Raw genomic sequence first — 22,704 nt, 5'->3', positions numbered from 1 at the left:
CAACATCAAATCAGACACGGAGATTTTCCGCGCTGCTCTTACCCCGCCTCTGATCAACTTTGACTTCATAGGAAACCTTCTGCCCTTCGCGCAGGTCCGAGAGCCCAGCGCGCTCGACGGCGCTTATGTGCACAAAAACATCTTGGCCGCCCTCATCGGGCTGAATAAAGCCGAAACCTTTGGTCGCGTTGAACCATTTTACAATACCCGTCGCCACGTCTGTCTCCCATTAAAGCAATACTGCTAGAGTAGTTCAGGTCAGACCAGCCCGGCAAGACCGATCTGCCCCATCGAACCGTCGAGCAAGACGCGAAGCCTGCTCCGCCTAGCGCTGAACCCGAGAACGACTCCTCGCTTGCGGCTGAGACGCGATCCCGCCGCATCGCAAACGACCACACGTTCTCCCGCGGTCGATTTGTGCCGCGTTCCCGCGCCGGTGCATGCCCATTCGCGCGTCTCCTGGCCTAGAGCACCAGTCCCAACGCCAACCACGCCATAAGAGACACGCAGACGCCAATTCCCACGTAAGGCAATGCTGTGCACATCGGCTCCCTCCCTGGTTCGGCGAAACTGACACCAACGGCAAGATATCCCGATGCGGCGACCGACTTCTCCGAACTTACCCGTTCGAGCCCGCAACCGTTGTGCTGTACCGAACAAAGAAATGGTCTTCCTCAAGGCCTGGGGCATGAAGCGCGCATAGCGGATTGGCATGAGGACGGCAAAGGCAGCCATTGCCCGGAAGATCGCCGTAATCCTGCACTGCATCTACGGCACATCGTTCGACTGGGGGCAGGCGAAGGAGGCCTAATCTTGCAAGTTCCTGGTCCGGTTCGCCGGACTGGCGATGTCCCGCTGGGACGGTGGTCGTGGCGACCTCGGTCAATCGGCTGGTGGCGGTTCGTCCGCACTCCGCTGCAAACGTCGAGGCGCCCGATCCGGACATCATCATGAGGCGCTCGCGACCTCGGAAAGGACCATGATCCCAGCTACGACATCAACCCAATCACGCTGAAGCCGCCAACGAGATCGGCGATCGTCTCGCCATCCGCGATCGCTCCGTCCCCGCAATCCCCGACCAGCTCCGACGGAGCAATCGCTACCGGCGTGTCACTGGAGAGAACGAATGGTAGCTTGACAACAACCCGCAATCAAAGGGCCGATTGACACGCCACTTCCCAAGAAGACCGCCGGTCGTGACCAGCATTTTGGCCGTCGCCGCATTTATCCCAATGCGCGCCCCGAATTAGCCAAACTGGGCAGTTTGGCCTCAATCCGGACCCATTTCGTGGCAATGTTGCTAGCGTTGCCATTGCGGGGACTGGCAAATGCCGAAAGCTATATTTGGAGTACTTTTCGCAGTCGCAATCTGTGCGATCGCCGCTGGAGGCCATAGGTCGGATCCAAGCGCCGACTCGAATGCGCCGCCGGAGTTCGTGGCGCCGGCGCGGGCTACCTCCATCAACAAGTCTGACAAACTGCAAACGTTTGTGGAAAGTGATTTCGAGCTACCTAAGCAAATCACAGAAGTTAGCTTCGTAGCTGCGCAGCAAGAGCCTCAACCGGCTCCTCCGATCAGCCGTCCTAAACAAGGGCCTGATTTCGTTCCTCGTCACTGGCACGAACCATACGCTTCGAAGCCCGAAGCTCAAAAGCGCGCAAGCGCTGCAAAAAAAACCGTCAAGCGATCCACCGAAAAAATTGAAGCGAGTGTGGCGAAGGAATGCCCAGCCGATGGATTTGCCCCATTCCTGAGGAAGCTCAGGTTGACTGCCAATTGCGATACCTAATTCATAGCAGCAAGCAGGGACGCGAGTTGCCGCTCGTCTAGGTCGCGCTCGACAAGAAAAAGGCGTGACGGGCGGGGCTCAGCTTCCTACTGCATGGCGCTTCAGAGCGCGCAGTCTCCTCCGGCTAGAAGCGCTGGACGACGCCTTGGCGGCGATGCCGTGAAGTGGATTGAGCCCAAGGCAAGGGCCGTTGCTTGGGGACAGCGGCCCTACGGTTCAATCAAACTTGCGATGAATATGTGCGGCTAGCCCCGGCGAAGGCATGATCGCCGCCACTAGCCTGTTCCCACGCCTGCATAGGCGGCCCGCGCGTGGGAGACGTCAACGGCCCGCATCGCGTCCAGCTGGCGAGCGGCGGTTGCCTTTAGTTCGGCCGTCGCCATGAGCGTATGGCATCGATCGCGTGCGCAACCAACACCGCTACGCTCACCAACATGAAAAGCACGGCAATCCAGCTGAGCATGCTGCACCTCCGAACAGCGAAAGTGAGCGCGCGGTCTCTGCACAGTCAAAGCTATCCTGACTGACGCGTCGACTCCGCGTCAGACTGAGGATTTGCCGCAACAGTTGAACGCTCGTTTCAGCGGCAGAACGCCCAGCCGATCTTGAGCGTCCTGACGTCAAACGAGCCGCCACCGCGCGGCGCCTCCGACATCCGCCGTCTGGCAATCCGCTACAAAAAGAACCGGGACTCTAACGCGATAGAAAGGTGAGCATTCTGGGCTCGGGCGGCCCGGTGATGAACAAATTTTGCTTGCGGCCGATCCAATCGCCATCGACGAGCTTGGCTCTCGATCCTGCGCCTGATCCGGCTGCCGAACTCACGATGGACCTCCTTCCTGGACTTCAAAAATGTCACCCGAGAGTTGCCGGGCGGCGGCAAGCCTGCGAACCACCACGGCGCGCTCGTTATTTATCTATGTTGAGGCCGGCCTAATTGCGGGTTCCCCTACAAACGCGGAGCTAGGAACCCCAGCGCTTTCAATTTCGTGGAGCGGGCGCTCGGCCGCGTCGGTCGCGCAAGCTTGCGGCAAAATGGTCCCTTCACAGTGCTGTGAAAGATTGGTTTAGTGGCGGGAAACGACGGCAATTGCTCGCGCTAGGCTTTTTCTGAATCGGTCCGTTCAGCCTTCGAGGAGACCCATGCAGCTTCCGCTGATTGAAGCCGGACATTGCCACGTCGACCTCACGGCCTCGCCAGTCGAGCCATCCTGGGTCCTTGAAGGAAATCCGGAGGCGCGCTCGCACGTGTTGTCGACCAGTGCATGTGGTACTGCCAAGACCATGATCTGGTCCTGCACTGAGGGCAAGTTCAATTGGTACTACGATCTCGAGGAAACCATTGTGATTATCGAAGGATCGGTTGTGCTTGAGAGCGAAAGCATGCCGCCTAAACGCTATGGAGTCGGTGACGTGATTGTTTTTCGTCGCGGTGCACACGCCAAATGGCATGTCGAAGGATTCGTGAAGAAAGTCGCCTTCCTTCGTCTGAATAATCCGCTCCCGCTGGGCTTCGCCATCCGCGCCGTCAACAAGCTCAGGTCCTTAATCGCGCGGTAGCAACGTGTGGGCATCGCGGCCATCTATATTCCCACCAACGTGCACTCTGTGTCGCGTCCCCGCCACACTCCGCGCTGTTCCGTCCCGGAATATGATTTCGGGAGTCAACACGCCCGCTAAATTCTGAAAGCATTCCTGTTAACTGGGGCTGGAAGTCGAGCATACTAGATTTTCGCGGTAGGCAGAGGAGGCTGGTCCCCAGCGGCCCGCGGACGATTTGCTCAGCGCCGCCGTTCTGCCAGAAGCGAAGGGGTAGTGATCAGGCGTTATCACCTCCCGACGACGCCCTATGGGCGTGCGTTGGCGTATCCCGGGGGTGAGGGCCGTGAAGAGACGACCGGCGATCGAGGGCTGGCCGTCAGAGCAGCACAGCTGACGGCGCTCGCCATCATCGGCCTGCTGAGCGAGAATCACCCAGAGGAGTTCGGGACCAGACAGCATTCGATCGTGCAGCGCCGGCTGAGGGCGCTTAGTTGGAAGACGGCCGAGCAGTTGCTCGCGGAGGAGCCGCTTGCGGACGCCACGACCGCTGCCGCATTGCCCGGGGTTGTAGGACGGGCTCGGGCTACGTAGGGCCCGACCCGCCCACAGCCGCTTTCGTCAAGCAGGCCGGGAAAACCACCTGGCGCGGCCGACCAGTCGAGGTCGCATCGACCTGTGCATTGGCGCCATCGGGGTAACATTCGATGATGCGGCAATTCGGGGCGTCAATATTGCACGCCGAATAAAACCCTAGGAATCCTAACTACGCTGCGTTTTCTCTCGCTGGCTTGCTCTCCAGACAGCTGGCGGAGCGGCCCCGCCCTCCTCGGCGTTTGATCTTTGGCTGGTTGATCGAGCAAGGTGACAAAGGCGCGCTCTTTTGCTTCGAGGATGCTCGGGCGAAAAAGACTTTGCTTCAATCGGCGAAACTCCGCCGTCTTGATGCCTAATGAGACAAAGGCGTCTAGCGCGAACCGGCGGCACCCGAAATTTTCCAAGGCTCCAAGCTCTCAAGAAAACCCGCCGACGCAGCCGGCGGGAGTTTTTTGACTGATGTATTGGCGATCAGCGGGCGACGATCGCTGGTATCGCTCTTAGAGCACGCAAGGGCCGCCAGCGCGAACCGCAATGAAAGAAGCCCGCCAGGCGCGTTAGGTAGCGAACGTCCAGCCAAGTCGCGAGAGTTCGCCGTGCGACCGGGCAACTCGAACAGATCGAGGTTAACACTCTGTTAGCGGCACCAGCGCAAAGTGATTCATGGGACGGGGCCGTGGGGGACATACACGGCCTTGTGCTTGGGAGAAGGCCCGCCAACAGCCAGCCCCGGCGGTGCCTTCCCTCAAAGCGCTTGACACACGTTAAGGAACATTTCGAATCAATTTGCACCCTCCGGCGCTTTTGGCTTATTGTAGGCGTCACCGGGGCTGGCTGCATATTTCACCATTTTCTTTTTACCCGGTTCATTTTGACCACGCGCGGGGCCGCAGCGGTCCACCTGCTGCGGCCCGTACTTTGTCAGCCAGCGTGAACCAAATCGGTCACAATCGATGGAGAAGACATGGCGAGCCTCATCGGCGCGTGAAGGGTGAGGCTGTTTGTTGTATGAACCGTTCGCTCCGTTCCAGCAGGCTCCGACTTACGTCCATCATGTCCCGGGATTGGCAAGAAGGCGCGGAAGACCCGCGAGTTCCCCCTGCATCTTTCGGTCAATCATGTCGCCGATCATTTGTTGATCATGACTCGGCCACCGCGCATTCCAACGCAGGAGGCCATCGCCGTCCGAGACAGGCCAGCGGTCCGATTTTCCGAACGGGCGTGCATCCTGTCTATGTCAAACGAACTGTCATCCATTTTGCACCAGTCGCGCGGTTTCCAATATGGAAACAGCGATTTGCGTTGCACCGTAAGCACACACGCATAGCATCGCGCAGGCCGGGCTGGTCCATATGTCACCTTTTTTGACCCGGCTGGGCCGCAGCGTCGAAAGGTGCTGCGGCCTTTTTGCATCTGCTTTGGCGATCGCTGCCGAACAGCTAGCCAAGAAGACCCGCCGACCTGCGAGAGCTTGCTGGAGTTGGAAGAATCCCTTTTGGCCATCGGCGGCCACCGATCGCAGGAATACTTTTTACCACAGCAAGCCTGCCAGCGTGAACCGACGACGATAGGCGGGCCTTTCGGCATGCGAACGCCAGGCACTTCCGGTTGCGATGGGCGGCGGCGCCCGCAAAAGCCAGCGGGAAAGAGCGCCGGGCTGAAGCAACAGGCCAGATGTCTGCACCGGCCGCGTGAGCGCGGGTTCGAATCCCGGCACGGGCTCTGCTGATGCTTAGCTGCTGGGGATTTCACACGCCCAGATTGAGACAGGCCGCGGCCGGGCCAGTGCAATTCGAGCTCAGCGGCGTGTCGTTTAGGGACCAGTGGCACAACCAGCTGCGGGCGGAACTTAAAGTTGCGCTGTGAATACGGATTTTTTGGATGATGGTTCGCTTACCCATAGTCGCCGTCATCTCGTCCGACGGGGAAAGGTCGTACTGGGTTGCAGCGGTCGAACCTGAGAAGGCGACTGAAGCGGTTGCGCGGGTCGTCGGCCACGGGCACACCACAAAGCTGTTGCAGCACCGCCAGCGCGTGAAATCAGATACGCTTCGACCAGGCGAAGTCCGCCGCCTCAGCCTCTGATAAGGCGTACCCACAAAGGCATTTATCTGCTTCAGAAGGGCGGCGTTCTGCCTTCCTCAGCCGGTCTATTTGTCGGGCGCTACATTCGCGGAGTGAGATCGGGCGTTCTCGCTGCCGTCCCTTGGAGTGGGAGTCGTGTGGATGACCCGGTTCTTTTTCCACGTTCACAACGGCATTTCCGTCTTCGACGATGTCGGATTGGAACTTCCGGACATCGAAGCTGCGGAAGCAGCTGCGATCGAATTGTTCGGGGAAATTCTCAACGGCGGACCGAACGGTCCGTTGTGACAGACGAACGCATGGCGCGTTGAGGTTTCGGATAGTCCCGGAATCCTCGCGCGGACTTTCCTGATGATTCAATTTTCGATCAGGCGCCCGACAATCAATCCTACCGTGGTAGCCCACTGAAGTCGGGACAAGGTGAAGAACGAATCCATCCGCGATACACACCGTAGTTATCTGGATCGCTCCAGTCTCACTGCCTCTGACGTGAGTGTCGCCGGGGCTGACATTTGATCCCGAACAGATTCGACCGGCAAGGGTCGCTGAGGCGGCCCCTTTCGTTGAGTTGCCCGATACACTGAAGTGGTGCCTCGTTCGGGCAATCTCCATTCCCATTGGTCCGGCGTAGGATGGAGCGGCCTCCGGGCCCCAAAGCCCCGGCCCCTGCTAGTCCGGAGCGCAGGCGGCCTCGCCATTTAACGGCCTTGGCGGGGCCGCCGCCCATCTCTCCCTCGCGTCCGAACGCCACCGCCCGGAACCGTCCGCTCGGCGGGCCGTTTGCTCTGGCTGGCTCGACTGCGAGCTGCCGGAGCGACCCCGGCGATAACCCCACCCCTGCCCTAAGCCAGGCCCGTCTCTCCGCGAACGACTTTTCGCTCAGGTGTTCCATGGTCAAGACCAATTGTCTGATTGTACGAGCCTACGGCAGAAAACTGGATCAGCTGCGTGGCGAAGTCTCGCGCATTATTGGTGGGTCGAGCAAGCTGACACGGGCACGCGATTTTCGCTTCGAAGATGCTGCTGCCAAGAAGTCCTTCGCGTTGATCTGCGAAAACTTCGCCGTCCCCTGCCTTGATGCTTAGGCTGCCAGCGTAAACCGGCGCACAGAAAGGCGCCGCCGACTGAGGTGGCCTTAAATCTCATGTTCCGCAGGCGGATGCATTCGGCAGCCAAGCGCAGCCATGCTCCCCAGCGTCTTTGCTCTGGGCGCCTTGCGCCATCTGGCGACATTCATCAGCGTTGCTCTTAAGCCGATCAGCATCAACCTGAGAGGACACTGCGACGTCCTTCGCTAGACAATGAAGGACCGAAGGAGGCCGCTCCCGAGGCATGCAGTTGCAGAGCGACTAAGTACGCGCGGCCGCAATTGGACCCGCCGCTTCTTTTGGGCCGTGGCCCGCGACACTGAAAAACCCCGAGCATTATTTTCGTAGTCAACGGCCAACAGCGAAGGAGTGGGTCAGGGCCATCTTTTGCAGTGTCAACGCGCTGGAAAGGTGAATGAAGCGTTTTATCGCCCTCTACTTCACAACCCGTTCACCAGCTCACCGACTTGGCCGATCGCGTTAACGTCTCCCACGCCATCTGGATGTTTTACTGCGGGAACGCAAAAACAGGGACAGCGGATGCGCACGGCTTCGCCTATTACAGCGGGACAAGATCACATCCAAGCAGTCTGCAACGAGATCGGCGAGCGGCTTGGTCAAATGCTGCGCGTCGAGGCAAGCTTGCCTGTTCGGCTGCAGGATCTGCTCGCTCGACTGTCTGAGCTCGACTGGGACGCCCCGTCCTTCATCGAAGAAAATGTAGAGCGCGAGAGCCGTCTTGTGATGAAGCGGGCGGCATAGTGTCGCGCAGCATGATGACCGACGAACGGCGGCGAGTAGAGCGCAAGGCGGTCATTGAGACAGCCTACATCTTCGGCGATGGATCTAGCATCAGATGCTGCGTCATCAATATCTCCGAGCACGGCGCAGCCATCGAGCTCGCTGATGCGGGTTTCCTCCGCGACCGCTTCAAACTCATCATGGAAAAAGACCGGACCGTCCGGGCTTGCCGGTTGGTCTGGAAAAGTGCAAATCGGGTTGGTGTTGAGTTCACCGATTAAAGGTCCCTTGGCGGCGACGACCCGGTGCGAAGGTGCCGTGATGGCAGGTGAATCTAAACCGTCGCAGTGCCGCCGAACTGCGCGGAAGGCCGCGAGAGCCAGCCGGATTTCCGTAAGCGGTTTGGGGAGAGTCCTCATCGGCCTGCCCTCCCGTGCAAGGGAAGCAAAAGCTGGGGCATTGCCTTTTGGAGTGTGGCGCGGTTGAATTGCCGTTGGGGAAATTTATCCATGCGCACTAAGCGCACCATCGCCGCGGCACTGAGGCTCGGCCTTTTGCCCGCTCTCGTTGTCACGACAATTCGCTGCGGCCGATAAAAAAGCTCTGTACTCTCAGAGCTACGGAAGCCCTTCCAAAACTTGCCGGTCTCAAAGTGGTGAGATCCGGGACACGGCCAATGCCAGCTGGACAGCTGGTGAACTGGAAAGGTCAATCGATACCTATTATTGTCGATATCGACACCGAGGGTCCGGGAGGCGGCCAGCGCTATTCTTACGTCTGTGCGGGTGATCGAAAAACCGGCGCCTTCGTCCAGCAGATCTCAACTCCGGATGCCAGGCGGTAGCCCTTGAACCGACTTCAGAAGTTCGTCGAGCAAGGTGCCTCCTATGGCGAGCGGCCGGGCCGCACCGCATACGCCTTCAATGCCGCTATGTTGCCAGAGCCGACCAAGGGCCTCGATTGGCGACCGGTGACCGGCTTTAGCGCGGCGGATGAAGTCCTAGCGGATGCCGGCTTGAAGCAGGTCTTCGAAGCGGCGATCAAACATGGATACGCGCTCGTCACTCCGGCGGCTTAAGAGCGGCTCGTTCTCCGCGCGAGCTCATCAACGCGGCCTTTTTGGCGCTGCGGTTGGCGGCCGCACCAAGACGTGAGCTAGCGGCCCGGCCTTCAATCCGTCAGCTGCGCGAATGACTTTCCGTTCGTTTTGCTCGCTCGCCCCCGCTGCCTTTGAAAGCGCTGCAAGCGAGCGTAAACTGCTTGGCGGGTGCGGCGGAGCCGTTCGCCAACCTCTTCAGCTGTAGCACCTTCGGCGAAGAGCGAGAGCAATTCCGCTTCTTCGTCCGGCAGCCATGGACGCGTCGATGTGCGATTGTTCGTCATTGGCGATCGTAGACACCTAAAATGCGCGGCGGCGCTGGCGGTAGCGGCGGGTCGGGAAAGCGAGCTGGGCGCTAGCGCCGCGACGACGGCAAGCGGCTGGGCTCACCGCGCGCCATCCACGCTCCTAGACGAGCGTAGCTCCGCCTGAGAGCCGGAACCAACCGAGCCGCCGATGCGTCCTTGTGGTCGATGTTCAAAGGATAATTTCGAATCATTTAGAATAGATTGCCGATTCTTCCGGTTAGTAACTGATCCTCAAGGGTGCGATGCAAAACTGGTTTCCATTCAAACAGAGCGCCCGGGAGGCGATATTGCAGGACCAAAAGCGTAGCCCGATGTTTAGTCAGTATCACCGCCAATTTCTGGATGTCGATTGGATTGCTTGCGCGAAGCTGCCCCATAGCCCCAAAACTGCGCTTGCGCTTCTGCGAAATGGGTGGATCGAACAGCGATCAACGAAAACGGGCATCGAATTCCGCATGACGGAGACTGGTCTGACGGAGCTTTGCCAACCGCGATAACTGGAGGCGCGGATTAGGAAGCGACGAACTTTCAAAGGCGATGGAATTGATCGTCGCAGGCTACGTCAAGGTGCGGGAACGACGCGCGCTGACGGACCTGCTGGCGCATCGGTGCTCGGTGAGCTGCAAGCTGTGTCCGACATCAACCCCGAAAACGCGGTCAAAGCGATCCAAGATGAACTGGCTGTAATCGAAGCCGGCCTGGAAGAACTCCAACCGCCTTCCGGCTCCTTGCCCGAAAACGAGTGGACCTAGGAGTATCCCGCCGGAGCTTTTGCGACCATTTCGCTCGGCCGCAAGAAGGAACATGAGCGGATTTCTTTCTCGAGTTGAATAAGAATGCGCGTCAACAAGATCACGTGGGACAAAGTCCGCCGCGTAACCGAGCCGGAACGATACAGGTGCTTTTCAGATATCTGACCGTCACTTCAGAGGACATTGAGGTGTGGACGCGCTACCCCGGCGCGACATTCACCTTAATCGCGCGGCTGAGCGATGAGCAACCGCTGGGTGACGATTACCGTCTCGGCTCGTTCGACATCGGCAATCCTCAAGAATAGGGCCGCCGGCCAAGAGGATCGACCGCCGCTTTCCCGCGGGTCGTGAACGGAACATTTAGCGATCAACAACAATCGTGACCTGTGACTGCGCGCCCCCTCTATCCAGACCTCTTTGCCACCTGGTCGACGAGCAAATCCCGTTCCTGCAAATGAGCCTTGTGAGTTTCGATTACGTGTCGAGGATGGAAAACGCGAGAGCGAGATCGCGCCCTTCGCGCCTGAGCTGCACGATGACCCTCTCTTGCTTACTGATGTGTCGCTCGCCTTCGCTGAGACCGCGTTCGGCTACCATCAAGCGCTCGCGCAGCCGCGAAAGTGACCGCTGCTCTGGCTCAAAGCGTGCTAGACGCCGTGGACCACACCAAACCTCGATAGGATCGTTAGCCACCGCGGCAGACCCAAGCTGTAGAGCCCTCTTCTGCGTTATTGCAGTCGATCTCTTGCGCGTTCAGTGTCCTACCGAAGTCGTCGAGCGTGAAGATATAGCAGCGCATCAGCGACCAATTTGGTTCAGCTTTGAATTCTGCCCAAGGGCAGAACGTTCCTCCTCTTGTAACTTGCCACAAGCCGCTGCCGGCGCGATGATCATGCCTCCATGGCCAATTCGGTAGCAGTCAAATTGCGTCGAAGTACTCGGGCATGGCAACCTCGTCGTCACCCAGCGTGGCCAGTCTGGAATCCGGAATACCCTCTGACACCAGCGGGCTTGACAAGTTGAATTCGTGGTGCATGCCACAGAGCCTGACCAAGGTCGCCGGGGTCTGGGGGACGCGATCTCGGAGTTCTTGGTCGATGCTCGCGTTCATCCTAGGCGGAAATCGGAGCTCCCGGTGCGACCATGACTGTATGAATTTACGATCAAGGCGAGGACCTGAAGGTGTTTGCCAATGAGGAGGCCGGGCAGGCTGGGATTGACGAGAACGATCCGGAGGGCGTGGCCTCGAGTACGAGGTGATAGGCTCGCCCGTTCGCTAGAGGCCGGCCACTGAGGGGGGCCTTACTCGTTCGTCTCGGTCTAAGTTTGCTCACCGCACTGGCATTTGAACATGCGAACGATCCCTCCGGTATCGGCGTTGAGCATCTTCACCGCGAGGACCGGCCTTCGGCCAGTGATTGCAGAGCTTGGTCGGATTCGGCTGATAGCTGGAAAAGACTTCGTTCTTAAAAATCGCGGTCCACTGGCCTTGCCTCGCCGCTGGGAGACTCACCAAATACCAAAGTGCACGTTTGTTCCATCTCGACGGCAAGCGCTAGGCCGCCTTACTACTTTTTCTTCGTGCTGATCTGAATATTGAAGATTGCCTTCCCGCCGTCGTCGGTGACTTCCAAGGCCCATTCTCCCCGGGGGCACATCTTCCCGTCAACGTCCCTAAACAGGTCGGCTGCAAAGCGGGCGCTTCGTTCCATGCCGCTTCGTCGGGCAGGTCGACCGATTGTGGAGGAGTCCCTGGATCCAGGTTGCGGACGTTGAAGAAGGAACGCGGCATGGTCGTGAAATACGGTCGCGCGCTGGACGGTCCTAAGCGTTGGCTGACCGTTCACTCAGGCCCAGGAAGCAGTGACCCACTTTCAAAAGGCGGCCTCAGGCGACAACAGACCTGACGCCGAAGGCGCCAATTCTTCTATGACTGCGCTGGCTGCGGCACCCGGCTAAAGCCCAAGCCGGGCGATTGCTGCGTGTTCTGCTCTTACGGCGACGTTCCCTGTCCACCGGTCCAAGAGAACGGCAAAGGGGCCTCTTGTCATTGAGACCGCCTCAGGTGGCTGGCCTCTCTTCATTTATTCGACACCAAGAAAGGCACGCCCCGGCAAAGAGGTCGACTCGTAAAGCGCGGTGTAGCGAAAAGTACGAAGCGAGCGCAAAAAATGGCGTGGAGTGAACCGAGCCTTCGCTCTGGCTCCGAGTCAAAAATGCCCCAGCGCTAACTAGATGCGCCTTTAGGCGAGCAGGTTAAAACAAGCGAGCGCGGGGACTAGGGCCGGGTTGTTCCGCCTGATCACGGACCTGACCTTATTGAGAGCGCGGATGGCATAGCCGAGCCCCGGCGCATTGCTCAGGCGACAGAAGGCGACCTTCTTCACATAACCCTCCACATACCATGTGACGCGGCGACCGCTGCGGAAGAAGACTACGTCGCCAACGCCGTAGCGTTTCGGCGGCATGCCATCGCCTTCGAGCACGATCGATCCTTCCAGGATCATGATTGTTTCATCAAAATCATAGTACCAGTTGAACCGGCCCTCGGTGCACGACCAGATCAGGGTCCAGGCAGTCTTGCATCCGCTCGTCGACAAAAGGCGCGAGCGAGCTTCCGGATGGCCTTCAATGATTCACGATGGTTCGATCGGCGAAGGCTCGAGATCCACATTGCAATGGGTCGTATCGAAAGCTGCGAGCGGCATCAGTGTCACCTCCCACTGATTTTGTATTGCCGGTCTGCCGAGTTTTCCCGCCCCTAGCAAAATCCGGTTTTTCGCCGGGAATGTGAAGAGCCAACTTGTCGCAGAGCCCCTCGAGCTTCGAAAGTGGTACCTCTTCGTATGCAGCTTAGATTCACTTACGTTAATGCCGGACCGTCGCTGTTGGGTGGACCATCAAAGACGCCTGCCGCGTAGCGTACCGGCAGGCCTTTGGCCCCAGCGCGCGCCTCCCTGCTAGGAACCTGCCGCTGGGGCCTTCTCACGCGGGACCCGCATTAGATTACGAGGGTGGACGAGATAATCCGCAATCCATCAGAGCTTGCGGCGTCTATGAATTCGCGGGCTGCATCCCGACGGGACACGACACCATGAATCCAGAGGCCAACACAGCCGTCGACACGCAGACGCCGGCGCCGCGTCGGAGCTCCGACCTGCTCGGCGTGGTATTCCTTGCTACGGCTGGCGTTGTCATGACCGCCTGGATCGGTGGGCTGATCTGGGGCGGAGCAGCATTGGTGATGTGGCTGATACCCTAGAAATAGTGGGCGAGTTGCGCGGCTTTAATGGCGCCGCAGACGATCATTCCCCAAAGCGCAACGCTGATCTGGATGGCGTCCAGCATGTCCCGTTCCCCCGTGCTGGGTTTTTCTTTGACTAGAGCCGCGAAGTCGCAAGCAGCGCTCACGTTACAAGCGCCAAGGTACCTGATCGATTCCGGATAATTACGGTGCGGAATAATGTCCTACTAATCGGAGTTAAGCCCACTGCACCGATCGCTTCAGCGCGGTTCGGGGCGCATGTTTAATTCCTGGTCCGCGAGCGGCCCTCACGGTCCAGCGCCTCCTCGGCCTCAGCTTCCACCCCCGTCGAAGTTGGGGCCGATTTTTGGATGTCCTGCCAATCACCCAGAGCTGAGGGCATTAGCATTGAGAGTGTGTGCGCATTTTGAGAACGCTCCAGCCGTTCAACGCCCTTCTGAATCTCGCGCTGCGGAGCCAAAGCTCAAACAGAAAAAGCGAACCCGCAATCGCGGCTAAGCCGAAACCGAGTCTGATCATTGCAATAAAATGCTCGGCTTGCCCCGGTTCCCTCGAATGCGCGCGCGCCTTTCGAAGCAGAAAGCAGAGAAGTCAGAGTTCACACAATTTGAATAAAAGGCCCGACAGTCGCATCGCGACTATCAAGGTTAACTCTGGATCCAGCTTCCGCTCACTTCCGCTCAATCATACGCTGAGGAAAAACTGCTATCAGGGATGTTCCCCTATGGACTCGCTCGAACTGATTGGGGTCATAGCCGTCTCGTTCGTGCCATTTTTGGTCTCGATCGGACTCTCGGTTGGAGGGCGGCCCCGAAAATGGCCATTCCTCTCTTATGCATTTTCGCTTTTGGCCGGCTTCCTGGCTGGTAAGGGCTTCGGGCTTTTGCTGTGGTCCGTTTCCTGGATCATCGCGTGGGTATTCGCCGGCATTGCTCTGCGGGCGCGCATAGACCCTTCGATCCGAACGTCCGCACCTGCGGAGGCCGAAGGTGCTGAACTCGCTTCCGACCCGCCTGATGATGAAGCTTCGCGGCTGCCGGGCAGCTCCAGAGATCAGAAGGTTGGCTGAATACAGAGCGCAAATAAGGCCGGGGGCTGAGGCAGACTACAATTTTGCTCATTGCTATCCGCGAATCTGTGTCACACCGCCCATCCGGACGTGAAGCCTGACGGCGCGGCATAGGTGAATGACCTTGCACCGAATTTCCCGAGAGTTTTTCTCTTCCGCTGGAGTCATTCTGGAACGCGAAGAGTAGTTGAGCCGTGTCGCGTGGCCGGCTCGCGCTCAATCAAATGCCCGTGCTTCCCTCGAAACTCTTCGGTAATCGCTAGGGCCAGAATCGGATCTCGATCCTTACGATCGTGCATTGGCCGGGCGACCGTCGCACTGGCATACAGCGCAACGGCACGGGCCGTAACCAATAGCGCCAGTGACAAAACAGAAAACTTTCCGGCTGGAACCGGCTAGCGTTTTGAGCAAAACGACCATGAAGCCGTCGCATTCGCTTACGAGAGCACAATGCTCCTTAAAAAGGGCCGCCCCCTGTACCGCGGCTTTTGGCCCCGACCCAGACCCCGGCGCGCCGCAATTCGCAGCTCAATCGGCTGTGGCCCCTCGAACCGCTATCGCCATGCAATCCGGCAACAATCCCCTGTCCTCCTTCGAAAAAGAAGCACGCCGCTTAAGATCCTCCAGCGTGTCGCCGGAATGGCATCGCTCGAAATCCTCCCGAATGAGGGATTCGAGATAGGCTCGATCCTCCTCGCGAATTGGGCCAGAGCCGTGATCTACCATAGGCATCGCGTGAGTTGTGTTTTTGGATCTGCAATGGCTGCTGAACGACCGCGGCCGATCGGCAGCCGGTGCAATCGATCAAGACGACGACGCCAGAGCGGCTCCCCGATGTGCGAGAGCTTCGGAGATCTTCGTCTTGATGCGTTGAAGTGCGCGCTGCTCGATCTGCCGGATCTGCTCACGCTCATCGAGCGTGCTTGGCTGCTCTGCCAGAAAACGCGCTTCGACAATGGTACGTTCGCGCGGAGACAAAGCGGCGACAGTTTCGGCCAACGCGGGCTTTCTCTGCTCGGCATCTTGTGCTTCCGACAGCAGGGTCTCAGTAGCAGCTGAACATCGCTCGGGCCATGTACTGGGCCGCTGGCCTGCTTCGCTCTGTGCCGACAAAAAGTGCGGTTCTCAGTTTGTCCGAAACGGACCAGCGCCAAGCGCGCCCACGCTTGCCAATTGCAGAATCAAAGAGAGCAAATAGGTGGTCATGACGTGCCCCGCGCCCTGAGATAAGTCATTTTCAACAACGAGGTGTGTTTCAATAAGCAGAAAGTATGTCAGGTTCGTAACGTGTAACTTGCCGCGTCAGGCCGTAGCGTACTAAGTTGAAGTAGTTCGCGCTACTCACCATCAAGGTAGCTATTCCTCACAATGCTCCCGGAACATCGGAGCGCGGGTTCTGCGCCGCTCCGGCCCCTCGACTCGCGCTGCCAATGGCTTGAGCAAAATGTCACCTTCCTCCACCGACAAGATCGCGCTCTTTATTGACGGGGCCAATCTTTACGCGACAGCGAAAACTCTCGGCTTCGACATCGATTACAAGCGCCTGCTGAAGGAATTTCAGAGCCGCGGGACATTGCTGCGGGCGTTCTACTACACCGCGATCATCGAGGATCAGGAATACTCCTCGATCCGTCCGCTGATCGATTGGCTGGACTACAACGGCTACACCGTCGTCACCAAGGCGACCAAGGAGTTCATCGACGCCTCCGGCCGCCGCAAGGTCAAGGGCAACATGGACATCGAGCTTGCGGTCGACGCCATGGAGCTCGCCGAGCACATCGACCAGATGATCCTGTTCTCGGGCGACGGCGACTTCCGCTCCCTGGTCGAGGCCGTGCAGCGCCGCGGCGTGCGGGTCACGGTGATCTCCACGATCGCCAGCCAGCCGCCGATGATCGCCGACGAGTTGCGCCGCCAGGCCGACGTCTTCACCGATCTGGTCGAGCTGCAGTCCAAGCTTGGCCGCCATCCGTCCGACCGCCCCCGCGCGACCGTGAAGCGCGTGGACACACCCCGAAATTCGTGCAAGAGCCTAAGGGAAACGACCCTCTCCAGTGAGGCGCTCCGGGGCGCCCTCTTTGCCCGATGGCTCTGGCTGCACTGCGCGAAAGCCGTACAGGGATGGTTTGTTTCAGATTCAGGCGCTCAATGACCGCAACCGCCGATTTAGCTCGCATGCGAAACGACGTGGACGGCTGTTACCATACCCCAGCGAAAGCTTAAGAAAGCTGGTGACGAGAGCGGAGAAGCAACACGCGATAGCAAGGTCGAGCAAGAAGAGCAGGCGCTCCCGTTCCTCTGGTGTAGACGGCCCACCGCCCCTAGCGCTGCAATTCTTTCCGGACGACGGCGGCAGAGTTGCCGACTTTATCGACCAAGTGCTGCAGGCGATCACTCGTGATGCCGAGTTCGTGTGTCCAGTACTTGACCTCGTAATCCTCTTGCATGTTGATTTTGCTTCGGTCAGCCCCGGCCCCGCTTTTTCGGGTCGTCCATCGCCTTCCTCCATAGTCTTGGCGAATTCGTCCTCCTAGCGCACGGCTCGCGTACCCGCGAAGCTGCCAGCGCTCCAATCCGAGAGGAAACGGATGTACGCGCGCGGTGTTCCCGAGCCTGTCCTCTGGAGGATGATCGCGCTTCCGGTGACAAAGACGTGTGACGGCTTCGGATGAGAACGCGTATGTTGTTAGTCGCCGATGCATTACCGCTTCCGGCCTCCCAGCACCCCGGCCCTGTTGTGACCCAACAGATGAAGCGAGATGGAGGTCTTGGCAAACGTATCTGAGCCGATAAACGAAGATGGCATGTGAATCGGCGTCGTTCAAACCTCAGGACCGAATCGCGTCGATTGCGTGTGCGATCAAGATCGCGACGCTTATGGCTATGAGGAAAGTCAGCAGCCAAGTGATCACATTCGCCTCCAGGACGGAGTTGAACGCGGTCATCGGCGCACAGTCAAAAACATTAGCCGGAAACCTTAACGCAGACCTTTGGCTGAGGATTAGCGGCAACGGTTACGTCCGCTGTCGGCCCTATCGGAATGCGAGGAAGAGAAGAATCACGACAATAAACGCGGCGAGCGAGAGCAAGTAGATGCCCACAGCTATCCCCTCGACTCAACGACCAAGACTTTAGATGAAAATTCGTCAAAAGCGCCGTTGTCAAACCAGCGGGCGTGAACCCGGCGAGCGCACTGAACGCCTATGGACGGCGTTTCAAAATGCTAGCGCCGCCAAAGAATGCACTCGGTCGCAGCCTCGTCATCAGCGCAGAGCATGATGGCGGTTGGACGCCTTAGGGCGGGCGGGCGACCATTCAGGGCTTTGTAGGTGCAGTGCTCGCACCTTGGCCGGCGGCTTTTGCGGCCTGTCGATCGCGCGCTGCAACTAGCTCTTGGTGGAGCATTGTCTGTTGGTCGGGAGTGATAGCCGGTCCACGCCTCGGCGGCACATCTTCTACGGCGGGATACTGTGAGATTGGAGAACGGGCCGGCGCCTGCGCTCGTGCCTCCATCGATGAAGAGCCGGTACTCGAACTTGCGCAACCGCCCAACGTGAGGCCGGATGCAAGCAACGCGGCAACCGCAGTAATCAACCTGCAATTCTTCCAAGGATACGCAGCACGCATGGGGCTCGTTCAACCATTAATGCGGGGCAATTAAGGCCGGGGGCTGCACGGAACTCGCGCCCGTCTCGGAGGAGTCGATGAGGGAGCAAAAATCGTCCCGTGAATGGCCGGCGGCTTAATGCCATGCGTACGTGGTACTTGTCGGCAATCGATCGGCCGCTTTCGCAATAGCGTTGAGCCACAATCGGCAAACTGTTGCCGTGCGGTGGCCGGATTGGTGATGTTCAATCTTGAGGAGCTGGCACTTCTATCCAAACGGTTGTGCCGGAAAAACTGCGCCCTAGCGGGAGGCCCCCCGGTGGGGTCTTCTTTTGACGGTTGCCGAGCGGCCCGCCAGCGTGAACCGGCGGGCCACATCTTGATTTCTTCACATCGTCATTTCTTTAAGCAAAGCCCAACGGTCGGCGAGGTCCGCACTTCGCGCCATCCGCCGCTCCACCGGTTGGGCAGAATACGGAGACCAGCGTTTCGCTGCTGTCGCAATTGACCGCTCCATCGGCTTGCACAGCGCGGATGTTCGCAGTCGCCGGGTCCCCCTTGTCCCCCTTGTCGCCTTTAAGGTCGCCTGAGGTCCCTGCGGGCCTTGCGCGCCGGCAGGTCCTTGCGGGCCCGGAACACCCTGTATGCCTTTGAGCGCCTTGCGGACCAGCCGGACGTTGTGGTCCTGGATCACCCTTCGGGCCCGGTTCTCTTATCCGGAGTAAGCGCATGCGTACGTCGCCCTTCGAGACGGTCATCCGCGATCTCCTGTCTGGCCAATACGCCTATCCGTGGACGCCCAAAATCACGGGCTCGTCGTCGATTACAAAATGGTTTCGGTCTTTTATCGGAACGATCCGAAAATGCAGGGCGTGCTCCAGTCTGTTCGGAGATCGACTGTGCTCTCTCCAGATCATGTGCTCCGTGATTGCCCGAATTGTCATGCTTGGCCAATGCCCGCCAACCTCGAAAGCCTCTAACAGAGGTCCGGCTCAACAAGCAAATCACTCGATTTGCCAGTCGCAGCGCAGGCTGGCCTCGTAGCGCCATGTAGCCCATGGCGGCGCCCTCGTCATCGCAGGCGTCCTCCAGCTCGGTCGCGTAGGGATCGGATTGGTCCGGAAGGCAATCAGCCGATCGATTTAAACGATGGCCTTTTGCCGCAGTTCTCGGACTCGCATGACGGCTCTTGCACGCTGCCGCTCCTGACGTGCCAGTCTGGCAATCCTATCCTGCGCGGGCAGTTCTGTGGCGGCAACGGGCACTCCGGCTGATGGGGGAACGTGCTTCACGACAGCACCTCCTCAAGCTCGGGAGATGCAGCCGCGCCGCCGGAAAGACCGGGTGGCGATCGACCCGGGCAGGTGTTTCCAACACTTGCTCGGCTCATGACATTATTAATTCATGGCGTCAAGAATATCTGACATTAAAAAAATCCAAGCGTGGCCGCCCACCCGTCGAGAGTGAGCCGGTTACCGTCCGCATGGTGACGGACGCGCTGCAGCATTTAGACGATTGGCGCAGGAAACAGCCCGATCTGCCCGGCCGCCCTGAAGCCATTCGCCGGCTGGTCCAGATAGGGCTGAAGGCGAAGGGGAAATGAGAGATACCCAAAAAGCTGGTGAGATGACGTCTGCCCACAGCAATCGGTGGACACCAGCAGAGGACGATACCTTTCGGAAGATGGCAGAGGCAAACATTCGCCCTGAACTGATCGCGGAAGCGCTGAATCGGTCAGTTCACGCTGTCAAGGCACGCGCCTACGCAATCGGGCTCCCTTTGAAATGGTTTAAGCCCAAGGCGAAGGGGAAATGAAGTGCTGAGGGAACGAAACATGAAGCCGCTAATCGGACTTGTCGTGCTGCTCTTTACAACTGCCGCCCTTGCTCAATCTCCCCCGAACCCCGCTAAAAAGCCGCCCGCGCAGGCCAAGCAGCAGGCGCCATTGGGATGCAAGCTCGTTGGCACGGTCAGAGGCACCAAGATCTGGGCGGGCGACTGCATTGCTGCGGCACCGGCGGCGCTGGACAGTCCGGCCGTAGCTCCGCCGGAGCCGCCGAGAGGCGCTAGCGCTCCTGCTGAGAAGCAGTAGCGCCGGCTTGATCTTCCCAGAGTTTAGGTGAGAGGGGTACGTCGATGACCATCCATCCCCACGTCACGAGCGCGCAAGAAGCCACTGTCAAACAGCTTCTCAGGCGGGCATCCAAACGCATGCGTGCAAGTCAGGTCTTCTCGATCGTGCCTCATGCTAGAGAGATGGATGCGAACCGCGAGTTTGCATCCGACCGCGGTGCGGACAATGTGGTCTGGTTTTTCGGTGCTCTTACCGTGTTCATGGTTGTTTATGTGATCTGCCTGAAGATTGGCGCCATCTGAGCGAAAGCAATGGTGAACGCTTTGCAAGATCTCGAGGAGAAGGCCGGCCAAGCTAGAAGCCAGCGCTCGCAGCTTGCGCGCGGGTCGGCCCGTGACGATTTGCTTCCTCAGTTCGGCCCAAAACTTCGATTGAACATTGACACTGATGCCGCTCGTGCCGCCTCCAACGCTTCCGTTAGCAGGAACTTCGCCGGTATTGCCTCGGTAGACGATTTGTTGCCGTCCCAACGCACGCGATGCCAGCCGCTCTTAGAATTGCTTTCGATGACCCCGCGGCGATGTCTCCATCGCGCTTGAAGCTTTGGATTAGCCGCCATCCAGCGCACGCCATCCTCTGTCAGCATCACCGGATCGCCGCGCTTCAAGCAGGAACATCCCGACATGCCGAGCTCCTATCCAATAACCGAGAAGCGCCAGGTCGATTCAGAGTCGGCTGCTCGATCCGCCACGCATGACCCCACCGAGCAACACGAGAATGCTTTCCAGCATTGCGAATCAAGCTCCGCCTGCGACACGCCCATTTGTGAGAAACCGGCGACTGAGCGAAAGTCATCCTTTGGTTTATCCCCCGGATTTATGTGGCCAGCGAAGTCTAAGGAATCTGGAACCGAGAGCCCAGGTTCGAGACTCGATCGCAGTGGCCCTGCTGGCGGGCGCCGGCTTTTGCTGGGGCGGGACTGGGTGTTGCTTCTCTAGCTCCTGATCTCTACGGGAGTTGCGCCTAGACCCGCTTCTGCCACACCGCACTTCATAGCCAATGATTGAAAGCGCATTTCGTCGGCCGGGGTTCTGTGAATCTGATTGGCTAACCACTCAAATTCGAAAGTCTCGTCTGGAGTGAGCCCAGCCAGAATGACTTGGCCGCAACGGTTGGTACGGTAAGGAAAATTTCGCCACATCGGATGGTGCCACGGTTTGTGAGCACAATAGAAGGCTCGCGATCACCGACAACCTAACTCCCTTGTTAAGCTTGACGTCAGCGTTGCACGTTAATTCTGGAACGCTGTTCTATGAATCTGCCCGCTCCAGCTGAGTGTGGTGAGCAGCCTCTCGTTCGAGACGACGCAATCTCCATTTTAACTGTGCTGTCAGCTTTTCGAGCCTCGCGTGCGGACTGGCATTCCCCTTGCTCTGCAATGCCCAACCCCTCAGACCCAAGGTGGGCCTGTTTCATATTGAGGCGAGCCGATGCAACCGATGCCCCGTTTCGAAGCGACCGCACCAGCCCAGCTCCATACGCTGATCTCCGACCTGCGATGGCGCGTCAAACTCCTCGATGCCGACATTGAGGAGGAAGAGCGCAAGTCTCGCGTATTCGACCACGCCAACCATTCCTACCCGATGCTGGCTCTGAGCTTGCGCGAACGTCGCGACAACCTGCAGACGACCGTCGCCACCCTGCAAAAACAACTGGAGACCATCCTCCCACCGACATCAGAGCGCGCGGCCTGAGGCCGTTTACCCGGGTCGCCAGCAATCGACGGACTGCGGACGGTCCTGATCAAAGGCGATGCTCGGATCGTGTTGACGGCCCGTTCACGCCGCACCGACATCGGCGTGAATTGCATCAAATGGGGACGTGCGCTTCCTCCGCTACACGAGGGGGATGCGCCGTCCAGGAACCGGGGGTTGCAATACCTCCGACAACTATCCCGACGGGCCCGACACCATGACTCACGACGTCAACACAGCAGCCACCGACACGCAGATGTCGCGTCGGGGCTCCGACCTGCTCGGCGTGGTCTATCTTGCTACGGCCGGTGTTGCCATGACCGCCTGGATTGGTGGTCTGATCTGGGGCGGAGCAGCATTGGTGATCTGGCTGATATCCTAGAAATACTGGGCCAGTTGCGCGGCCTTGATGGCGCCGCAGACGATCATTCCCCACAGCGCACAGCTGATCTGGATCGCTTCAAGCATGTCCCGTTTCCCCGTGAATTAGTTCGTCAGTGTTTTTCTTTGATTAGAACCGCGGAATCGCAAGCAGCGCCAGACAAGATTCACCAGGGCCGTTGTGCGCGGCCGAAAATCCACAGCTCATTCCGCCTGGCTGAAGGGCTGCCAATGTCCCGCTGCTCTGGCCGCCGTCGGTGCCCCTTAATGGCCGTTGTGCTCACCCTAAAGGTGCGATTGGATCATGGCTTTCGGGATTTTGAATCCGTGGCCGTGCATTTGATTGTGGCGAAACTCCTCAGAGACGAGCTTGCCTTGCGGGGTATCCGATCGCTGACCATCGACGAATCAGAGGCGATTGCTGCCCACATATTCGAAAGGATTACCGAACTTGAGCTGGAGCTCGCTGCGCGGGACTTCAACTCCACAAGTCCGGACAAACCGACCTGACGGGCGGGTGATGGGCCTGGAGGGGGCTTGTCTCGAAGCGCACAAA

Annotated in this window: 19 protein-coding genes and 2 pseudogenes; 16 read left to right on the top strand and 5 right to left on the bottom strand. The window is 58.9% G+C overall.

Features of this window, described 5'->3' with window-relative positions:
• Window positions 1-10 precede the first annotated feature (10 nt).
• On the bottom strand, window positions 11-217 hold the full coding sequence (locus AB8Z38_RS34650) for a cold-shock protein (RefSeq protein WP_369722025.1): 207 nt from the start codon (window positions 215-217) through the stop codon (window positions 11-13).
• Between the two features lie 1,111 nt (window positions 218-1,328).
• Between AB8Z38_RS34650 and AB8Z38_RS34645 the strand changes: the two genes are divergently transcribed.
• The 7 genes from AB8Z38_RS34645 (at window position 1,329) to AB8Z38_RS34615 (ending at window position 8,918) form a co-directional block, all read left to right on the top strand.
• Window positions 1,329-1,790, top strand: coding sequence for a hypothetical protein (locus AB8Z38_RS34645; protein ID WP_369722024.1), 462 nt, complete (start codon window positions 1,329-1,331; stop codon window positions 1,788-1,790).
• Between the two features lie 1,143 nt (window positions 1,791-2,933).
• Window positions 2,934-3,350 (top strand): cupin domain-containing protein, encoded by a 417-nt coding sequence (locus AB8Z38_RS34640; protein WP_369722023.1) that lies wholly within the window; start codon window positions 2,934-2,936, stop codon window positions 3,348-3,350.
• Between the two features lie 2,802 nt (window positions 3,351-6,152).
• Entirely contained in the window at window positions 6,153-6,299 is a 147-nt protein-coding gene (locus AB8Z38_RS34635; protein WP_369722022.1) for a hypothetical protein, read from the top strand.
• Between the two features lie 602 nt (window positions 6,300-6,901).
• The gene (locus AB8Z38_RS34630; protein WP_369722021.1) at window positions 6,902-7,096 is read left to right on the top strand and encodes a hypothetical protein; all 195 of its coding nucleotides are present in this window, start codon (window positions 6,902-6,904) and stop codon (window positions 7,094-7,096) included.
• Between the two features lie 543 nt (window positions 7,097-7,639).
• Complete coding sequence (locus tag AB8Z38_RS34625) at window positions 7,640-7,861, top strand: hypothetical protein (RefSeq protein ID WP_369722020.1); 222 nt, start codon at window positions 7,640-7,642, stop codon at window positions 7,859-7,861.
• 11 nt (window positions 7,862-7,872) lie between these two features.
• Window positions 7,873-8,121 carry a PilZ domain-containing protein gene (locus AB8Z38_RS34620; protein ID WP_369722019.1) on the top strand — a complete coding sequence of 83 codons (249 nt, stop codon included), beginning with the start codon at window positions 7,873-7,875 and terminating at the stop codon, window positions 8,119-8,121.
• Between the two features lie 566 nt (window positions 8,122-8,687).
• Window positions 8,688-8,918: a hypothetical protein gene (locus AB8Z38_RS34615; protein ID WP_369722018.1), complete on the top strand. Its 231-nt coding sequence runs from the start codon at window positions 8,688-8,690 to the stop codon at window positions 8,916-8,918.
• Between the two features lie 92 nt (window positions 8,919-9,010).
• Here the strand turns inward: AB8Z38_RS34615 and AB8Z38_RS34610 are convergent, their stop codons facing one another.
• Complete coding sequence (locus tag AB8Z38_RS34610) at window positions 9,011-9,223, bottom strand: helix-turn-helix domain-containing protein (protein WP_369722017.1); 213 nt, start codon at window positions 9,221-9,223, stop codon at window positions 9,011-9,013.
• A 653-nt stretch (window positions 9,224-9,876) separates the two neighbouring features.
• On the opposite strand from AB8Z38_RS34610, the gene AB8Z38_RS34605 reads away from it, so the two are divergent.
• Together AB8Z38_RS34605 and AB8Z38_RS34600 are read left to right on the top strand one after the other, a co-directional pair.
• Window positions 9,877-9,999 (top strand): hypothetical protein, encoded by a 123-nt coding sequence (locus AB8Z38_RS34605; protein WP_369722016.1) that lies wholly within the window; start codon window positions 9,877-9,879, stop codon window positions 9,997-9,999.
• Window positions 10,000-11,918: 1,919 nt separating this feature from the next.
• A pseudogene (locus AB8Z38_RS34600) lies at window positions 11,919-12,053 on the top strand (GDCCVxC domain-containing (seleno)protein); the annotation flags it as partial.
• Window positions 12,054-12,242: 189 nt separating this feature from the next.
• Here the strand turns inward: AB8Z38_RS34600 and AB8Z38_RS34595 are convergent.
• On the bottom strand, window positions 12,243-12,635 hold the full coding sequence (locus tag AB8Z38_RS34595; protein WP_369726678.1) for a cupin domain-containing protein: 393 nt from the start codon (window positions 12,633-12,635) through the stop codon (window positions 12,243-12,245).
• A 458-nt stretch (window positions 12,636-13,093) separates the two neighbouring features.
• Here AB8Z38_RS34595 and AB8Z38_RS34590 point away from each other — a divergent pair, with 458 nt between their 5' ends.
• Entirely contained in the window at window positions 13,094-13,261 is a 168-nt protein-coding gene (locus AB8Z38_RS34590) for a hypothetical protein (protein WP_369722015.1), read from the top strand.
• A gap of 727 nt (window positions 13,262-13,988) precedes the next feature.
• Window positions 13,989-14,333: a hypothetical protein gene (locus AB8Z38_RS34585; protein WP_369722014.1), complete on the top strand. Its 345-nt coding sequence runs from the start codon at window positions 13,989-13,991 to the stop codon at window positions 14,331-14,333.
• A gap of 804 nt (window positions 14,334-15,137) precedes the next feature.
• On the opposite strand, the gene AB8Z38_RS34580 is transcribed toward AB8Z38_RS34585, so the two are convergent.
• The gene (locus tag AB8Z38_RS34580; protein WP_369722013.1) at window positions 15,138-15,332 is read right to left on the bottom strand and encodes a hypothetical protein; all 195 of its coding nucleotides are present in this window, start codon (window positions 15,330-15,332) and stop codon (window positions 15,138-15,140) included.
• Between the two features lie 445 nt (window positions 15,333-15,777).
• Here AB8Z38_RS34580 and AB8Z38_RS34575 point away from each other — a divergent pair.
• A pseudogene (locus AB8Z38_RS34575) lies at window positions 15,778-16,391 on the top strand (NYN domain-containing protein).
• Between the two features lie 263 nt (window positions 16,392-16,654).
• On the opposite strand, the gene AB8Z38_RS34570 reads toward AB8Z38_RS34575, so the two are convergent.
• Window positions 16,655-16,780, bottom strand: coding sequence for a DUF3606 domain-containing protein (locus tag AB8Z38_RS34570; protein WP_369722012.1), 126 nt, complete (start codon window positions 16,778-16,780; stop codon window positions 16,655-16,657).
• A gap of 3,295 nt (window positions 16,781-20,075) precedes the next feature.
• Here AB8Z38_RS34570 and AB8Z38_RS34565 point away from each other — a divergent pair.
• From AB8Z38_RS34565 to AB8Z38_RS34550, 4 genes are all read left to right on the top strand, one after another.
• Window positions 20,076-20,315 carry a hypothetical protein gene (locus tag AB8Z38_RS34565; protein WP_369722011.1) on the top strand — a complete coding sequence of 80 codons (240 nt, stop codon included), beginning with the start codon at window positions 20,076-20,078 and terminating at the stop codon, window positions 20,313-20,315.
• A 1,197-nt stretch (window positions 20,316-21,512) separates the two neighbouring features.
• Window positions 21,513-21,767 (top strand): hypothetical protein, encoded by a 255-nt coding sequence (locus AB8Z38_RS34560; RefSeq protein ID WP_369722010.1) that lies wholly within the window; start codon window positions 21,513-21,515, stop codon window positions 21,765-21,767.
• A gap of 154 nt (window positions 21,768-21,921) precedes the next feature.
• Window positions 21,922-22,149 carry a hypothetical protein gene (locus AB8Z38_RS34555; RefSeq protein WP_369722009.1) on the top strand — a complete coding sequence of 76 codons (228 nt, stop codon included), beginning with the start codon at window positions 21,922-21,924 and terminating at the stop codon, window positions 22,147-22,149.
• 266 nt (window positions 22,150-22,415) lie between these two features.
• Entirely contained in the window at window positions 22,416-22,658 is a 243-nt protein-coding gene (locus tag AB8Z38_RS34550; protein ID WP_369722008.1) for a hypothetical protein, read from the top strand.
• The last annotated feature ends 46 nt before the right edge of the window (window positions 22,659-22,704 follow it).

It is taken from the genome of Bradyrhizobium sp. LLZ17 (assembly GCF_041200145.1).
Taxonomy (GTDB): Bacteria; Pseudomonadota; Alphaproteobacteria; order Rhizobiales; family Xanthobacteraceae; genus Bradyrhizobium.
This window is presented reverse-complemented; position numbering and strand designations above follow the sequence as displayed.